Origin of the sequence: Escherichia sp. WS1368, assembly GCF_046487485.1 — a bacterium.
In the GTDB taxonomy this organism is placed as follows: domain Bacteria; phylum Pseudomonadota; class Gammaproteobacteria; order Enterobacterales; family Enterobacteriaceae; genus Escherichia; species Escherichia coli.
In genome coordinates this window covers 103,166-120,879 of sequence record NZ_JBJQJI010000004.1, presented here as the reverse complement: position 1 = coordinate 120,879, position 17,714 = coordinate 103,166, and the positions used below count along the sequence as shown (strand labels likewise).

General features: G+C 50.6%; 11 protein-coding genes. 6 read left to right on the top strand and 5 right to left on the bottom strand.

Translation table 11 applies throughout. The features are described 5' to 3' along the window. Positions 1-35: 35 nt before the first annotated feature. Positions 36-3,998 carry a trifunctional transcriptional regulator/proline dehydrogenase/L-glutamate gamma-semialdehyde dehydrogenase gene (gene putA / locus ACJHYD_RS11680; RefSeq protein ID WP_001550940.1) on the bottom strand — a complete coding sequence of 1,321 codons (3,963 nt, stop codon included), beginning with the start codon at positions 3,996-3,998 and terminating at the stop codon, positions 36-38. A gap of 54 nt (positions 3,999-4,052) precedes the next feature. Between putA and ACJHYD_RS11675 the strand changes: the two genes are divergently transcribed. The 6 genes from ACJHYD_RS11675 (at position 4,053) to phoH (ending at position 11,283) form a co-directional block, all read left to right on the top strand. Beyond that, positions 4,053-4,262, top strand: a complete 210-nt coding sequence (locus ACJHYD_RS11675) for a hypothetical protein (RefSeq protein ID WP_000979516.1) — start codon at positions 4,053-4,055, stop codon at positions 4,260-4,262. A gap of 158 nt (positions 4,263-4,420) precedes the next feature. Continuing rightward, a complete protein-coding gene (gene putP / locus ACJHYD_RS11670; RefSeq protein WP_001522832.1) occupies positions 4,421-5,929 on the top strand; it encodes a sodium/proline symporter PutP in 1,509 nt (502 codons plus the stop codon). Between the two features lie 653 nt (positions 5,930-6,582). Continuing rightward, on the top strand, positions 6,583-7,413 hold the full coding sequence (gene efeU / locus ACJHYD_RS11665) for an iron uptake transporter permease EfeU (protein ID WP_000497942.1): 831 nt from the start codon (positions 6,583-6,585) through the stop codon (positions 7,411-7,413). A gap of 57 nt (positions 7,414-7,470) precedes the next feature. Beyond that, a complete protein-coding gene (efeO, locus tag ACJHYD_RS11660) occupies positions 7,471-8,598 on the top strand; it encodes an iron uptake system protein EfeO (protein ID WP_000154395.1) in 1,128 nt (375 codons plus the stop codon). 5 nt (positions 8,599-8,603) lie between these two features. Beyond that, positions 8,604-9,875: an iron uptake transporter deferrochelatase/peroxidase subunit gene (efeB, locus tag ACJHYD_RS11655; protein ID WP_001522834.1), complete on the top strand. Its 1,272-nt coding sequence runs from the start codon at positions 8,604-8,606 to the stop codon at positions 9,873-9,875. A gap of 619 nt (positions 9,876-10,494) precedes the next feature. Further along, the gene (gene phoH, locus ACJHYD_RS11650) at positions 10,495-11,283 is read left to right on the top strand and encodes a phosphate starvation-inducible protein PhoH (protein WP_000533536.1); all 789 of its coding nucleotides are present in this window, start codon (positions 10,495-10,497) and stop codon (positions 11,281-11,283) included. 49 nt (positions 11,284-11,332) lie between these two features. Here phoH and pgaD read toward each other — a convergent pair whose 3' ends face one another. From pgaD to pgaA, 4 genes are read right to left on the bottom strand one after another with little or no spacing between them, the layout of a single operon-like run. Beyond that, the gene (gene pgaD / locus ACJHYD_RS11645) at positions 11,333-11,746 is read right to left on the bottom strand and encodes a poly-beta-1,6-N-acetyl-D-glucosamine biosynthesis protein PgaD (protein ID WP_001061095.1); all 414 of its coding nucleotides are present in this window, start codon (positions 11,744-11,746) and stop codon (positions 11,333-11,335) included. A gap of 1 nt (position 11,747) precedes the next feature. After that, entirely contained in the window at positions 11,748-13,073 is a 1,326-nt protein-coding gene (gene pgaC, locus ACJHYD_RS11640; protein ID WP_000610446.1) for a poly-beta-1,6-N-acetyl-D-glucosamine synthase, read from the bottom strand. Next, the gene (gene pgaB, locus ACJHYD_RS11635; protein ID WP_001522835.1) at positions 13,066-15,084 is read right to left on the bottom strand and encodes a poly-beta-1,6-N-acetyl-D-glucosamine N-deacetylase PgaB; all 2,019 of its coding nucleotides are present in this window, start codon (positions 15,082-15,084) and stop codon (positions 13,066-13,068) included. Before pgaB ends, pgaC begins: the two co-directional genes overlap by 8 nt. Positions 15,085-15,092: 8 nt before the next feature. Next, entirely contained in the window at positions 15,093-17,516 is a 2,424-nt protein-coding gene (gene pgaA, locus ACJHYD_RS11630; RefSeq protein ID WP_001522836.1) for a poly-beta-1,6 N-acetyl-D-glucosamine export porin PgaA, read from the bottom strand. Positions 17,517-17,714: the final 198 nt, after the last annotated feature.

Genomic DNA, 17,714 nt, shown 5'->3' with positions numbered 1-17,714 from the left:
GCCGGAGGAGGTTGTAACATCCTCCGGCTACCTGTTTAACCGATCGTCATTAAACTGGCGTTACCGCCAGCGGCAGCGGTATTCACACTCAGCGAGCGTTCGATATACAGCCGTTCCAGAAGGATATTGCTTTCGCCTCGGGCAAAACCCTGCACCGAAACAATTGCGCCATCCCGCGCGGCAACGGCTTCACACAATGCGCGAAGCTGATCCGAATCACCGTGGAAGATCACCGCATCAAAGGGTTGAGCGGTTATATTTTCCGCTTTCGCCAGTTGAATACGTTCGCTGACTGCCGATGGCAATGCCTTCACTAACTGACGATGCAGCGTGTCATCCGGCCACAGTACCTGGCTGCCCACCGCCAGCACGGCGGCGAGCTGAGTCAGCGCATCCTGTTCATCATCCGCAATACACAACACGCGCTCACGCGGCAGCAGCGTCCAGGTGTTGCGTTCACCCGTCGGCCCTGGCAGCAATCGTTGTGTTCCTGCCTGCGCCAGCTCGCCATATTGCGTACATAACGCCTGCAATTCTGGACGGTTTGCCGCCCATTCCCGCAGTGCATTTAGCGGCTGAGTCAATGCGGCTTTCAACTGCGCATCGACCGGATACTCTGCATCCTGACGCGCGAGCGTCACTGCCAGTGCACTTTCCGGGCGATTCGCCAGCAGACGGTAGAGATAGAGCGGACCGCCTGCTTTCGGCCCGGTGCCGGACAACCCTTCGCCGCCGAATGGCTGCACCCCGACCACTGCGCCCACCATATTACGGTTAACGTACAGGTTACCGACATGGGCCGAGCCAGTGACCTGGGCGATGGTTTCATCAATGCGCGTATGGACGCCAAGCGTCAGACCATAACCGGAAGCGTTAATTTGCTCGATCAGCTCCGGCAGCTGGTTACGGTTATAACGCACCACATGCAGCACCGGACCAAAGACCTCTTTTTGCAATTCGGCAAAGTCATCCAGTTCAATCAGCGTCGGGGCGACAAAGGTGCCGCTTTGCCATTCACGGGCATCTTCACTGTTTTCCCGCACTGCCTGGAACACCGGACGGCCTTTACTACGCATAGTCTGAATATGACGCTCAATATTGGCTTTCGCTTCGCTATCAATCACCGGACCGATATCGGTGGTCAGGCGACCAGGATTACCCATCCGGCATTCGGCCATTGCGCCGCGCAGCATTTTCAACGTGTGGTCGGCAATCTCATCTTGCAGGCACAGCACGCGCAGTGCCGAACAACGCTGGCCCGCACTGTCGAACGCTGAGGCCAGCACATCTATTACTACTTGTTCGGTCAGGGCGGAGGAGTCGACAATCATCGCGTTCATACCGCCGGTTTCCGCGATGAGCGGAATAGGGCGACCCTGAGCGTCGAGGCGGCTGGCGATATTGCGTTGCAGTAACGTAGCGACTTCGGTTGAACCGGTAAACATCACCCCGCGCACGCGATCATCACCCGTCAGTTGCGCGCCCACGGTTTCACCCTGACCTGGCAGCAATTGCACCACGCCTGGCGGTACACCCGCTTCCAGCAAAATGGCGATCCCTTGCGCGGCAATCAGCGGCGTTTGTTCTGCCGGTTTTGCCAGCACGCTGTTACCTGCCGCCAGTGCAGCAGCAATCTGCCCGGTGAAAATCGCCAGCGGGAAGTTCCACGGACTGATACACACCACAGGCCCTAATGGACGGTGGGTTTCGTTAGCGAAATCATCCCGCACCTGTCCGGCGTAGTAGTGGAGAAAATCGACCGCTTCGCGCACTTCGGCAATGGCGTTACTGAAGGTTTTTCCGGCCTCACGTACCAGAATACCAATCAGTTGCTGCATCTGGCTTTCCATCAGCACGGCAGCGCGGTGCAAAATCGCTGCGCGTTCAGCCGGAGGCGTGGCAAACCAGATTGGCGCGTTATTAACCGCACTTTCCAGCGCCTGTTCTACTTCACGCGGCGTGGCTTCACGCACAAAGCCCACAATATCTTTCGGTTCCGCAGGGTTAATAACGGGCGACATCTCACCAGCCGCGACCGATTGTTCCAGCATTGGCAAGGCCTGCCATTTTTGCAGTGCACTATTGAGCAGGGCAGAAGAGAGCGATGCCAGACGGTGTTCGTTAGCGAGATCCAGCCCTGCCGAGTTGTCGCGCCCGTGACCGTAAAGATCGCGCGGCAGGGGAATTTTCGGATGTGGTAATCCAGTTTGCCCTTCCTGTTGCGCCAGTTTTTCTACAGCAGTGACCGGATCGGCAACCAGTTCATCCAGTGGCAAAGAGGTGTCAGCAATACGGTTAACAAACGAGGTGTTAGCACCGTTTTCCAGCAGGCGACGCACCAGATACGCCAGCAGCGTTTCATGGGTACCGACAGGAGCATAAATACGACACGGACGGTTAAGTTTGCCGTCGGCAACTTTCCCGGTGACCTGCTCATACAGTGGCTCGCCCATACCGTGCAGGCACTGGAACTCGTACTGACCCGGGTAGTAGTTCTGACCCGCCAGTTGATAAATTGCCGCCAGCGTATGGGCGTTATGCGTTGCGAACTGCGGGTAGATTAGATTTGGCACCGCCAGCAGCTTTTTCGCACAGGCAAGATAAGAAACGTCGGTATACACCTTGCGAGTATAAACCGGATAACCTTCAAGGCCGTCCATCTGCGCACGTTTGATTTCACTATCCCAGTACGCGCCTTTCACCAGACGAATCATCAGACGGCGACGGCTGCGGGTGGCGAGATCAATCAGGTAATCAATCACCAGTGGGCAGCGTTTTTGATAAGCCTGAATAACAAAACCGATGCCGTTCCAGCCTGCCAGTTCCGGCTCGAAACAGAGTTTTTCCAGCAGATCGAGGGAGATCTCCAGACGATCGGCCTCTTCGGCATCGATGTTAATACCAATATCGTACTGACGCGCCAGCAGGGTGAGTGATTTCAGACGCGGGTAAAGCTCTTCCATTACCCGATCATACTGGGCGCGGCTGTATCGCGGATGCAGCGCCGACAGCTTGATTGAAATGCCCGGACCTTCATAGATGCCACGACCATTGGACGCTTTACCAATGGCGTGAATCGCCTGCTGATAGGAAACCATATACGCCTGTGCATCTGCGGCAGTCAGCGCGGCTTCGCCCAGCATGTCGTAAGAGTAACGGAAACCTTTCTCTTCCAGCTTGCGGGCATTGGCTAACGCTTCCGCGATGGTTTCGCCAGTGACGAACTGCTCGCCCATCAGGCGCATCGCCATATCCACACCTTTGCGGATCAGCGGTTCACCGCTCTTACCGATAATGCGGTTCAGCGAGCGGGAGAGGCTGGCTTCGTTATGGGTGGAAACCAGTTTGCCAGTAAACAGCAGCCCCCAGGTGGCGGCATTAACAAACAACGACGGGCTACGACCAATGTGTGACTGCCAGTTACCGTTGCTGATTTTGTCGCGAATTAACGCGTCGCGGGTGGCTTTGTCGGGAATACGCAACAACGCTTCTGCCAGACACATCAGCGCCACGCCTTCCTGCGATGACAGCGAAAACTCCTGCAATAACCCCTGGACCATACCTGCGCGACCACTGGCATTTTTTTGATTACGCAGTTTATCGGCCAGTTGATATGCCAGTTTATGCGCCTGTTCAGCAATCGGCTGCGGCAGGCGAGCTTGTTCCAGCAACATAGAAACCGCTTCGGTTTCCGGGCGGCGATAGGCAGCGGTGATCGCGGCGCGGGAAACCGACTGGGGCAAAATTTGCTCGGCAAAGTCGAGGAAAGGCTGGTGTGGTTCCTCTGCCGGAGTCGGTGCTTCATCGCTCTCATTGGCAGCGCCAGAGAGCAGCGCAGGTAGCTCCGGAAGAGTATCGCTGTTTTCCAGTTGTTCAAGATAAGAAAAAATCGCCTGCTTAATTAACCAGTGTGGCGTGCGATCGATACGTGTCGCGGCAGACTTAATACGCTCACGCGTCGCGTCGTCCAGCTTAACCCCCATGGTGGTGGTTCCCATGCCATTACTCCTGTTGTTCTGAAAGGTGCAACTTAACGTTATCGTGAAATATCCATGATGTTGCAACTTTGTGCAACCATGTTAAATGTGACCTGCGTAGCAAGCTTAAAAATGAATGAAATGTTAATAAAAGAAATCGATATGACAGGGATTAAAAAAATAACTCAGACTTTTTCTCTGCGGCAGTTAACATTTTTGAAAGGTGCAACCGCAAAAAATGTGAGAGAGTGCAACCTGATGAAAAATAGTGTCGCTGAGCACTAAAATTTAATGTAAATGGTGTGTTAAATCGATTGTGAATAACCAGCGCTTCCGGCAGGATACGGTCGCCCTGGTAAAACATAAACTCTGCTACCCCGTTCCGGTGGCAGATATAACGGCAAGTTTCGACATTGCCGATAATAATTTTTTGGAGACTTTAGATGGCTATTAGCACACCGATGTTGGTGACATTTTGTGTCTATATCTTTGGCATGATATTGATTGGGTTTATCGCCTGGCGATCAACGAAAAACTTTGACGACTATATTCTGGGCGGACGTAGCCTTGGGCCATTCGTGACGGCATTATCGGCGGGTGCATCGGATATGAGCGGCTGGCTGTTAATGGGGTTGCCGGGCGCGGTTTTTCTTTCCGGGATTTCCGAAAGCTGGATCGCCATTGGCCTGACATTAGGCGCGTGGATTAACTGGAAGCTGGTGGCCGGGCGGTTGCGTGTGCATACCGAATACAACAATAACGCCTTAACATTGCCGGATTATTTTACCGGGCGCTTTGAAGATAAAAGCCGTATTTTGCGCATTATCTCCGCGCTGGTGATTTTGCTGTTCTTCACCATTTATTGCGCTTCGGGCATCGTGGCAGGCGCGCGTCTGTTTGAAAGTACCTTTGGCATGAGCTACGAAACGGCTCTGTGGGCGGGCGCTGCGGCGACGATCCTTTACACCTTTATTGGTGGCTTCCTTGCAGTGAGCTGGACTGACACTGTACAGGCCAGCCTGATGATTTTTGCCCTGATCCTGACGCCGGTTATCGTAATCATTAGCGTTGGTGGGTTTGGCGACTCGCTGGAAGTGATCAAACAAAAGAGCATCGAAAACGTCGATATGCTCAAAGGACTGAACTTTGTTGCCATTATCTCGCTGATGGGCTGGGGGCTGGGTTACTTCGGGCAGCCGCACATCCTGGCGCGTTTTATGGCGGCGGATTCTCACCACAGCATTGTCCATGCGCGTCGTATCAGTATGACCTGGATGATCCTCTGCCTGGCAGGGGCGGTGGCTGTCGGCTTCTTTGGTATTGCTTACTTTAATGAGCACCCGTCGGTAGCAGGTGCGGTAAACCAGAATGCTGAACGTGTGTTTATCGAACTGGCGCAAATTCTGTTTAACCCGTGGATTGCCGGGATTCTGCTGTCGGCGATTCTGGCGGCGGTAATGTCAACCTTAAGTTGCCAGCTGCTGGTGTGCTCCAGTGCGATTACCGAAGATTTATACAAAGCGTTTCTGCGTAAACAGGCCAGCCAGAAAGAGCTGGTGTGGGTAGGGCGTGTGATGGTGCTGGTGGTGGCGCTGGTGGCCATTGCGCTGGCGGCAAACCCGGAAAACCGCGTGCTGGGCTTAGTGAGCTACGCGTGGGCAGGCTTTGGCGCGGCGTTTGGTCCGGTGGTGCTGTTCTCGGTGATGTGGTCACGCATGACGCGCAACGGTGCGCTGGCGGGGATGATCATCGGTGCGCTGACGGTTATCGTCTGGAAACAGTTCGGCTGGCTGGGTCTGTACGAAATTATTCCGGGCTTTATCTTTGGTAGTATCGGGATTGTAGTGTTTAGTTTGCTGGGTAAAGCGCCGTCAGCGGCGATGCAAAAACGCTTTGCCGAGGCCGATGCGCACTATCATTCGGCTCCGCCGTCACGGTTGCAGGAAAGCTAAGGGACTTAGCCTTCGGCGGTTTTGTTTGGCTTCAGCAGCGGGTTGCGCTCCCTTAATGTGCCTCGCCATATAAATTGAATGGTGCAGGGGGCGGCCAATCGCCGCCACCCCCTGCACCCCGGGCTCTGGCGAACAAAATCGCCGCTGCGCGGTACCTTCAGCTTATCCCCTTCGGCTACCGGGTCGGGCGCGAGGTAATGTCCTGTAAGACGCGCCCTCAGCCCACATCCATGTGGGCTGCCCCGGCCTTCGGGGAACGCTTCAGCGACTTTGACGCCACCAACACCCGAGCTGTTATTATGTTCCGGGCAAAAAGTTAGATTTGATAATCGCGGATGGACGAAATTGCTTGATACACCCGCTTATCAGTTTTACATGGAAGCTCTGATGCATTGAGTCTGGACAGTTTTGTCGGCTGGATAAGGCGTTTACGCGGCATCTGGCAAGAACACATGGCTCGTTGTAAACAATCCCATCTTTGTACCTGGAATAATCGTTTATATCCCCTGGCATTACCTCTCTTTGTTTACATTCCAACATCATTTTATAAACATTCCGCTTGTATTTTTCTTTGCCGTAATGATAATCGCTATCACTGCGATTTACTTTTCTTTGCATAGATTGACTCAGAAAAACGTTTAAGGGTGGGTGGCATGTTTGTTCCATTTCTCATTATGTTGCGCGAAGGACTTGAAGCCGCGCTGATTGTCAGTTTGATCGCCAGCTATCTTAAGCGTACCCAGCGAGGCCGATGGATTGGTGTGATGTGGATTGGCGTGTTGCTTGCCGCTGCGTTGTGCCTGGGCTTGGGTATCTTCATTAACGAAACCACCGGCGAATTTCCGCAAAAAGAACAGGAACTGTTTGAAGGTATCGTGGCGGTGATCGCCGTGGTGATCCTTACCTGGATGGTTTTCTGGATGCGCAAAGTGTCGCGCAACGTCAAAGTACAACTGGAGCAGGCAGTCGATAGCGCATTGCAGCGTGGAAATCATCATGGCTGGGCGCTGGTGATGATGGTCTTTTTTGCCGTTGCAAGGGAGGGGCTGGAGTCGGTCTTTTTCCTGCTGGCGGCGTTTCAACAAGATGTCGGGATCTGGCCGCCGCTGGGTGCAATGCTCGGTCTTGCTACAGCCGTGGTGCTCGGCTTCCTGCTCTACTGGGGCGGTATTCGCCTCAATCTTGGTGCATTTTTTAAATGGACCAGCCTGTTTATTCTCTTCGTCGCCGCAGGGCTGGCGGCTGGTGCCATTCGCGCATTTCATGAAGCCGGATTGTGGAACCACTTTCAGGAAATCGCCTTCGATATGAGTGCGGTGCTCTCAACTCACTCGCTGTTTGGCACGCTGATGGAAGGGATTTTTGGCTATCAGGAAGCGCCAAGTGTCAGCGAAGTCGCCGTCTGGTTTATTTATCTCATCCCGGCGCTGGTGGCATTTGCTCTGCCACCACGCGCAGGGGCGACAGCGTCTCGCTCTGCGTAGCAAATACGACGCAAACTCTTGCTTAGTTACAACATACTTTAAAGGGATAGTCTCGTCATGACCATTAACTTCCGCCGTAACGCATTGCAGTTGAGCGTGGCTGCGCTGTTTTCTTCTGCTTTTATGGCTAACGCCGCTGATGTGCCGCAGGTCAAAGTGACCGTGACGGATAAGCAGTGCGAACCGATGACCATTACGGTTAACGCCGGGAAAACACAGTTCATTATTCAGAACCACAGCCAGAAGGCGCTGGAGTGGGAGATCCTCAAAGGCGTGATGGTGGTGGAAGAGCGGGAAAATATCGCCCCTGGTTTTAGCCAGAAAATGACGGCGAATTTACAGCCTGGCGAATACGATATGACCTGCGGTCTGCTGACTAACCCGAAAGGGAAGTTGATCGTCAAAGGTGAGGCAACGGCGGATGCGGCGCAAAGTGATGCGCTGTTAAGTCTTGGTGGTGCAATTACTGCATATAAAGCGTATGTCATGGCGGAAACCACGCAGCTGGTGACCGACACCAAAGCCTTTACCGACGCTATTAAAGCAGGCGATATCGAAAAAGCAAAAGCACTGTATGCGCCGACGCGCCAGCACTATGAGCGCATTGAACCGATTGCTGAACTGTTCTCCGATCTGGATGGTAGCATTGACGCCCGTGAAGATGATTACGAGCAAAAAGCCGCCGATCCAAAATTCACCGGTTTCCACCGTCTGGAAAAAGCATTGTTTGGCGATAACACCACTAAAGGGATGGATAAGTATGCCGACCAGCTTTATACCGATGTGGTCGATTTGCAAAAACGCATCAGTGAACTGGCTTTCCCACCTTCAAAAGTGGTCGGCGGTGCAGCCGGACTGATTGAGGAAGTGGCAGCCAGCAAAATCAGCGGTGAAGAAGATCGCTACAGCCACACCGATCTGTGGGATTTCCAGGCTAACGTTGAAGGCTCGCAGAAAATTGTCGATCTGCTGCGTCCACAACTGCAAAAGGCCAACCCGGAACTGCTGGCAAAAGTCGATGCCAATTTCAAAAAGGTCGATACCATTCTGGCGAAATACCGTACTAAAGACGGTTTTGAAACCTACGACAAATTGACCGATGCTGACCGTAATGCGCTGAAAGGGCCGATTACTGCGCTGGCGGAAGATCTGGCGCAACTTCGCGGTGTGCTGGGGCTGGATTAAACGTTATGCAGTATGAAGATGAAAACGGCGTGAATGAACCGTCACGCCGACGTTTACTGAAAGGGATTGGTGCGCTGGCGCTGGCGGGAAGTTGTCCGGTCGCTCATGCACAAAAAACGCAAAGTGCACCGGGCACGCTTTCACCGGATGCACGCAATGAGAAACAGCCGTTTTATGGTGAGCATCAGGCAGGGATCCTGACGCCACAACAGGCCGCAATGATGCTGGTGGCGTTTGATGTGCTTGCCAGCGATAAAGCCGATCTTGAAAGGTTGTTTCGCTTGTTGACTCAGCGTTTTGCTTTTCTGACTCAGGGCGGAGCGGCACCAGAAACGCCAAATCCGCGCCTGCCTCCACTCGATTCCGGCATTCTTGGCGGCTACATTGCGTCCGATAATCTCACCATAACGTTATCGGTGGGCCACTCATTGTTTGATGAGCGGTTTGGCCTTACACCGCAGATGCCGAAAAAGTTGCAGAAAATGACGCGTTTCCCCAACGACTCGCTGGATGCGGCGTTATGTCATGGTGATGTGTTGCTACAAATTTGCGCCAACACCCAGGACACGGTGATCCATGCGCTGCGCGATATCATCAAACACACGCCGGATTTGCTCAGCGTGCGCTGGAAGCGGGAAGGGTTTATTTCCGATCATGCAGCGCGTAGTAAAGGCAAAGAGACGCCGATTAATTTGCTGGGTTTCAAAGACGGCACTGCCAATCCCGATAGCCAGAATGATAAGTTGATGCAACAAGTGGTGTGGGTGACGGCAGATCAGCAGGAGCCTGCGTGGACAATCGGCGGCAGCTACCAGGCGGTGCGGTTGATTCAGTTTCGGGTGGAGTTTTGGGACAGAACGCCACTGAAAGAACAGCAGACGATTTTTGGTCGCGACAAACAAACCGGTGCGCCGCTGGGAATGCAGCATGAGCATGATGTTCCCGATTACGCCAGCGATCCGGAGGGGAAGGTGATTGCGCTGGACAGCCATATCCGGCTGGCGAATCCCCGCACGCCAGAGAGTGAGTCCAGCCTGATGCTGCGTCGTGGCTACAGTTATTCGTTGGGCGTCACCAACTCCGGACAACTGGATATGGGGCTACTGTTTGTCTGCTATCAACACGATCTGGAAAAAGGCTTCCTGACAGTACAAAAAAGGCTCAATGGCGAAGCGCTGGAGGAATACGTTAAACCTATCGGCGGCGGTTATTTTTTTTCGCTGCCGGGAGTGAAGGACGCGAACGATTATCTCGGAAGCGCGTTATTGCGGGTTTAATGTGTTTAGGCGGATAAGGCGTTCGTGCGCAGATGCCTGATGCGACGCTTGCGCGTCTTATCATGCCTACAATCGGTGCGGGTTTGGTAGGCTGGATCAGGCGTTCACGCCGCATCCGGCGTTCGTGCGCTGATGCCTGATGCGAATCCTGCTGAAAGCACACAGCTTTTTTCATCACTGTCATCACTCTGTCATCTTTCCAGTAGAAACTAATGTCACTGAAATGGTGTTTTGTAGTTAAATATAAGTGAATATATTGTTGCAATGAATGCGAGATCTGTTGTACTTATTAAGTAGCAGCGGAAGTTCCCGGCAGTGATAGTCAGTCACTATGGAGATCGCGGATGGTAACGTCCTGTTCTGGACAATGTTTTGTTAAGCAAGGCTCCACCACTCGCGGAGATTTCTCCTCCGGTAGCAACTTCGTCACTCTGTATTTTTCTCACTTCCTCTCTTTACTCGTGTTACCGACGCCGCAAACGGTGTGCGTAGCCGTTTTTCGGCATTTTATCCAAAAGCAAACTATGGCTTACAAGGAAGCCAACCCTCTGATGTTCGTGCGCATAATCGCGCTGCCAACGGCGCGTGTGATGAATACAAACAACTCAAGGTGCTCTCCATGGGAAGACAAAAAGCAGTGATCAAAGCTCGTCGCGAGGCAAAACGTGTGCTGAGACGGGATTCGCGCAGCCATAAGCAGCGTGAAGAAGAATCGGTCACCTCGCTTGTGCAGATGAGCGGCGTAGAAGCCATTGGTATGGCCCGCGACAGTCGCGATACCTCGCCCATCCTCGCGCGAAATGAAGCGCAATTGCACTATCTGAAGGCTATTGAGAGTAAGCAGCTGATATTCGCCACGGGCGAAGCCGGGTGCGGAAAAACCTGGATCAGCGCAGCAAAAGCGGCAGAGGCCCTGATACATAAGGATGTCGACAGGATTATCGTCACCCGTCCAGTTCTGCAAGCCGATGAAGATCTTGGCTTCTTACCTGGTGATATCGCAGAAAAGTTTGCTCCCTATTTTCGTCCGGTCTACGACGTGCTGGTCCGGCGCTTAGGGGCTTCCTTTATGCAGTACTGCCTGCGACCGGAAATAGGGAAGGTGGAAATTGCGCCGTTCGCCTATATGCGTGGACGTACCTTTGAAAATGCAGTCGTCATTCTTGACGAGGCGCAGAATGTGACTGCCGCGCAAATGAAAATGTTTTTAACCCGCCTCGGGGAGAACGTGACGGTTATCGTCAACGGTGATATCACGCAATGCGATTTGCCTCGCGGCGTGCGCTCCGGATTAAGTGACGCGCTGGAACGTTTCGAAGAAGATGAAATGGTCGGGATCGTCCGATTCGGTAAAGAGGATTGCGTACGTTCGGCACTTTGCCAACGTACGCTACATGCATACAGTTAAGTGTATTATCGGCGCAGAGCCCGGGCGAACCGGGCTTTGTTTTGGGTGTTTACGCCCGGACTAGCGCTTTTTCTGAAACCACCATTTTTATTTGCCCCTGGCTGGTGAAGTGTACGCTCATCCTGTGGCTTTTTTGTAGTTGCTGATAGAGCTCATCAGGTATTGCTAAGCTCTCAGCATATTCTTGCGGCGTATATTGGTAGGCTGCATGATGCTGCTGTTTTTGAAAACGTAGCTTATTGTACAGCGCCCAGACAATTAACACGACGGCATTCGCCACTGCCAGCAAAAAATAGAACTGAAGTCGGCTTCTGGCCTCGCTTTGCCAGTAATAACCCGTCAGCAGATCCATTGCGAATAAGAATATGAACAAAGCAAATAATGTCCATAAGATGGTTGTGGCAACATAATCAACCAGTAAACGTACTGGCGATTGTCGGGTCGTAATAATTAAATTGTTCATATTAACCTCTCAGAATCCCGCGATCGGGACTTACCCAACGGGCGCGTTGCTTTTTAGGCATCAACATGACTCGTGTAAATGATACCAATGTCGTTGCCAGACTCAGCATCCAGAAAATAACCGGGAACCAAATAATCCAGAAAAGCGATGAAGTCAGATTATGCTCATAGCGATTCTCGATCATCAGGCTGACAATAAATTGCAGTAAACATAACGTACACAATAATATTCCGGCAGTATGTGTCGCAGCGATATGTGTCAATTCAATATTTAACGGTACACCGGCAAGTTGGACTGCGTAAATAATGAAACCGACCAGGCAAGTGAAGGCCCATATTGTCGTCAGGCAGTATTCAAAAAACAGCGGCCACATTCGAAAGTTTTCTTTGCGCCACAACCTTGTCATATTTTTGAGGAATACTTCTGCACCGCCCTGAGCCCAGCGCAGGCGCTGTTTCCACAGCCCTTTTAACGTTTCAGGCATTAATATCCAGCACAGCGCCCGTGGCTCGTAAAAAATCGCCCACTGATTCAACTGCAGCTTCCAGCTAATATCAATATCTTCGGTGATCATATCGTCACTCCAGTAACCCACTTCTGCCAGGGCGCTGCGACGAAATGCGGCAATAACACCGGAAACGGTAAATACGTTTCCATAGATACGCTGGGTTCGCTTGATCAAACCAATAATTGAGGAATACTCGCCAACCTGAATTTTACCCACCAGGGTAGAACGTGTTCGAATACGAGGATTACCGGTTACGGCACCCACACGCGGGTTGTACAACATCGGTTCCACAATATATGCCGCCGCATCGCGGTCTAATAACGCATCGCCATCAATGCACACCAGATATTCACTTTTCGCCGCGGCAGCTCCGGTTTTAAGCGCAATGGCTTTCCCCTGGTTTTGCGCCAGATGAATGACCCGCAGGTGGGGAATTTGTGCAGCCATGCGATCCAGGATGGCACGGGTTTTGTCTGTTGAACCGTCATTTACGGCAATAACTTCAATGTTCTCATAACGCTGTGCTAAAGCGGCGTGTATGGTTTCCTCAACGTTTTTCTCCTCATTAAAACAGGGAATGATAATGGAGATAGACGGATTATCTTTCAACTGGGGAGCTGGTGCGTTTTCTCCCCACGGCCAGTGGCGTTCACGATAGACCCAGAAATAGACGCCGCCAACAATCCACATGATGGACATAAAAAACGGCCAGAAGAAAACGAACCTCATCATCAGTTCACCAGAGTGAAAGTACGCTACGCATAGGGGTATGCATAACACCAGACATAATATAAAAAACGATACGATGCGATTAATCATTTTTCGGATACCAGGCTGTTGAAAACTCAGGACGAATAACGTCTATTTCAGGTTGGTTATGCAGAAAATTGTCGGGATAATAACCATAGTTTTTCACTCCATTCAGTTGTAATAGGCTCATCCAGTGAGCGAGTTGTTGCGAAGAAATAGCCTGATGCTGACCATTTTTCTGCCAGTTTTGTGCCTGTAATTCTAAAATAGATTTGTCTTTAGCCTGAGGGATGTTTTTAATTTGATTGGTCAATTGTATTAACCATTGGTCAGCCGATTTTTCTGCGACACCTTCCATATAAGGCATAGCCATAATAGCGGTCCAGTCATAGCTTTTTAGGAAATCAGCATAATTCTGTGCAAACCAGGCTTCACTTTCAGGTTGTATTACCGGAAGTGCAAAAATATTTCGTGCAGTTTTAACATGTGGACCGCGAATGGCTTTTACGCGCGCACTAAGTTCTAAAGTGAAGTCAGTTAACGCACGACTTTTAAAGCGGGTCCACTGTTTAAATTGCTCCGGGTTTTGTCGAATTTCGCTCAGACTCCCGCTAAAGCCTGCTTGCTGATAAGCCGTGATAGCCGGTGCACTGGCATCTTCATAATCTGAAAGCAAAGCATCATCGTGGAACAATATGCCATCAAAAGCAGCATGTCCGGCAAGATCTTCATATAACATGCCAACTTGTGCTCTGACTCTGTCATCGAAAGGAGAGAGACGGCGATATTGTTCAGGATGAATTTGTGCTTTTTTCTCCCCAGTCGGTAAGTATTTTACTCGCGTTAATGTGGGATCTAAATCCCAGCTTAATACCGGCATCCACGCATAGATGTTTACACCTGAGCGGGTACGTAATTGCCAGGCAACCCGACTAAAAATATCTGCTTTCATTGGTAGCAAACGATTTGGAAACCAGACCTCTTTGACCAGCCCATCACCATCGGGATCAGCAAATGCCTGCAAATACACGGTTGATATTTGCATATCTTTCACCCGCTGAATTAGCACATCAATATTGCGATCCATTTGCTGGCGGTTTTCGTCATAAACGTAATCAAGATCGATATGCATTATCCGTTGTGGTGATTTTTCCTGTACGGTAATAATTTGCTGGGCAAACTCTTTTAATGAGGGATTATTGGCGATTAATACTCGCGGAATGGAATCCAATTGTGACGCATTTGCCAAACCTGATTCAAGGGTGAAGAACATGTCATAACCGAGTTTTTTTAATTCCTCTATCGCTATGCCATTCGCTTCGCCATAAGGCCAAACAAAAACGTGTGGATTTACCTTAGCCTTTGTACGCAGGTATTCCGTCATTTTTACAGCATCCAGACGAATTCTTTCCCGGTATTCTGCTGCGGTTTCATACCGTGCGTGGTCAGTAAAATATGCACGATTTACATATACAGGCAATAAGCTGCCGGTGGCATTAGCCTGAATACCGTAGTGAGAATTCCATGTATGAGAAGCGACCTCAACGAGCCGGGAACGCGCAACTTCTCGCACTTGTTGCCACGTGGCAAAATATTCTCGATCGACCATCTCATCGCCAAATTTTACTTGTTCATCCGCTGGCGTATCGACCCAACTGCCGACGGGGGCCCATACAGCAGGCCACTGGAAGGCCTGAAGAATTGGGAAGACGCGGGTATAAAAACTCTGGTAGCCGTCATCAAAAGTTAGCACTACTGCTTTTTCCGGTAGCGGCTTTCCTCCTTGATGTGCTTCACGAATTTGAGCAATACTGACCGGTTGATAACCGTTCTCGCGCAGCCAGGCAAATTGTTCACGCAGTGCTGATGTCCGCACTGACATAAAACGCTGGTCGGCAGCTTCGTCTTCAACGTTATGCCATGAAATCGCCACAAAACCATTATGCGGCCACGGTTGCTCGGCGAGTAAAGATTCGCGATCCTGTGGCGGTATAAATGATGTTCTTGACTGGCTAATGCACGCAGTGAGCATAATTATACTCACCAGCATCAGGAGATATTTATTTCCATTACGTAACATATTTATCCTTAAAATCTGAATGTCATATCGAATTCAACGTATAAGTTGTGTTCTCTGTCACCGTCATAAGGTCGTTTTTCCCAGCGTAGCGTTGCGCCAGCATCAATCACGTCATTCCAGCTAATGCGTTGCCCGTAGCCGAGTTGGGTGACGACATCCGTGCCATAATGTTTTTGCCAGGAGGCACCAACACCTGCGCTGAAGATTTGCTCCCAGCTATTTTCATAGCTACGCCATAACAAATGACTTGCCTCAAATGCCGGAACAATATCGAACGTTTTTATAGGGTTGTAGTATGGAGTGTCGTGTTCTGTATTTTGTTCGTAATACAGATTGGGTAGGAAATCGACAATCAAATATGGTGAAGACCAGATGCGTTCCTGACCCTCAAGTGAGACTTCATGACGCTGATTACTGTCAGAAAAATCAGTGAAAGCCCAGGAGACACCGTACTTACGCCGCTCATTTTGATACCAGCGAACATAAGCCTGTGCACTGTTGCCTGTAACACCATTTTTCATTGCCCGTAATGGAACGCGGTGAGAGAGGCGTTCCAGTTGCGAACCAATACGCCAGTTATCATTAAAATCATACCAGCCAGACAGGCGCGCGCCGGGTTTATGCTCATGATTGAAAAAGCGTTCGGTGTACTCCGCCTCAAGCCAGATATTACGTGACCGCCACTCAACACCCGCAAGCCAGTCGCGAATAATCCCTTTTCCTTCGCTAAATTGTCCATCGGCATAACCGAATCCAGCAAAACCGCGCCAGTTATCATTCAGCGGTGGTGAATAAACGATGGTGGTTAAGTCGACATCATGTTTGCCACTATCCGGACCTTCGGCATCAATTCCTGTTGAGCCAGCGATACGAAGCTCTGCAAGATTATGTACATCAACCGCACGTTTTAAACGTACAACGCCGGGATCTTGCGGTTCACGTTCGACAACATCGTGCGTTAAGACCGCTGCCTGCTGCCATTCTTGTAACGTTAATGCTGTCCAGGCTTGTTCAACCTCCAGATTAATATTACGTGGCTCGATCACTTCTGCTTTTTTTAATTCATTTTCTGCCGCACGAGGCCAACCGCGGGCTTGTAACACACTCGCGTAATCAATGCGCAGTCCCTGATTTCCTGGTGCGTTATAAGCAAGCTCTCTGGCTGTCATTTCAGCCTGAGGAAGATCATTACTATATTTTGCTACGGTTGAGAGAAACGAATGCCCCTGTAACCAGGTATCATTCGGGATGCTCGTAGGCGTGCCCATTAACCGAAGGAAAGGCGGCGAAGTATTAATGGTATGTTGGGTGACAGTTAGCGCGCCGGGATAATTTTCACTCTCCAGGTGGCTGTAAAAGAGATCCGCAAGTTCTTCATCGGATAAATCCGGGGCAATGGTCTCCTTGTGATAAAAGAGCTCTGTCATTATTGACTGTGCTTTTTTTGGCTGATGTTCTTTGAGATAAGCCGACGCAACCCAATATTGCGCCCAGGGCGGAATAATTTGCCCCGTCTTTTTTAAACGCTGATAGTGAGAAATAACGTCTTTATAACGATCGCGAGTTAATAACGCGCCAAGATGATCAACCTGAATACGCTGGTACTGGGCAGTGCGGTCAGGGTTATCATGCCACAGAATTTCTAATGCAGCGTATTGGGCGAGGGCCCGATCGGCAATGGCATAACGTTCACTTTCACTGCGCGTAGGCATAAATGACAGTCTGACCAGTTCGGCATGAATATCAGCGCGAATATCTGGCGTTAAATTGGCATCGTCAATCGCGGCAGCAAGTTGATTATTCCGTAATGCCTGCACGTATTCTGTGGGATATTGTTGCGTTAAGGCATTTTCAGGTAATGACCCTGTCATCGCCCGTAATTCATCCTCATGCCGCCCCGCCAGTTTATAGATATAGGCTTCTGCGAGTAAATTAGCTTTGTCCGGTGCTCCAGAGTTAAGCTGCTTAAGTTTAACCAGCGCAGAATCATAGTGACCCGCATCTGCCAGGGTTAAAATTTGTCCCCGTTGATAATCCTTATTTTGCGACTCCAGAGAGAGTGCCTTTTGCCACAGTGTAAGCGAGTTTTGCCATTGTTGCAGGTTACGATAAGCGACGGCGACAGCTGCATAACCACGCGCTGGTAATTGCTGATGACGGTAGCGGTTGTAAACGGTAATAACCTGTTTATCTTGCCCGGCCCATAAGGCAATCTGTAACCAGTCAGCAATTTGGTTATTACTGAGTGCTGATTTTTGTGCAAACCATAACAAAGCTGGCTGAGTATTTCCCTTGCGAGCTTCGATAATCAATGCATCATAGGCATTATTAGCAGCACTCTTCGCCGCGGGACTCGCTGCTAAAAATGCGGCAGTAAGAATTTTCAAAGCCCATTTGGTTTTCGGGCACCTTTTTCTGCTACTTGAATACATCCTGTATTACTCCATGTATTGCTAAAATCTCTCTCTGTATCTAATTACAGGTAACTGAAACGAAAGATATTTTTTTTGCACATCATAATCCGTTATTAAACGCGGAAGAGAGACGTGAATTGTTGATGATGAGAAGAAGAAATGATGAGTAGAGTATCCATATAAAATCCTTTTCTCGCCCGAAAATCCATTCCAATG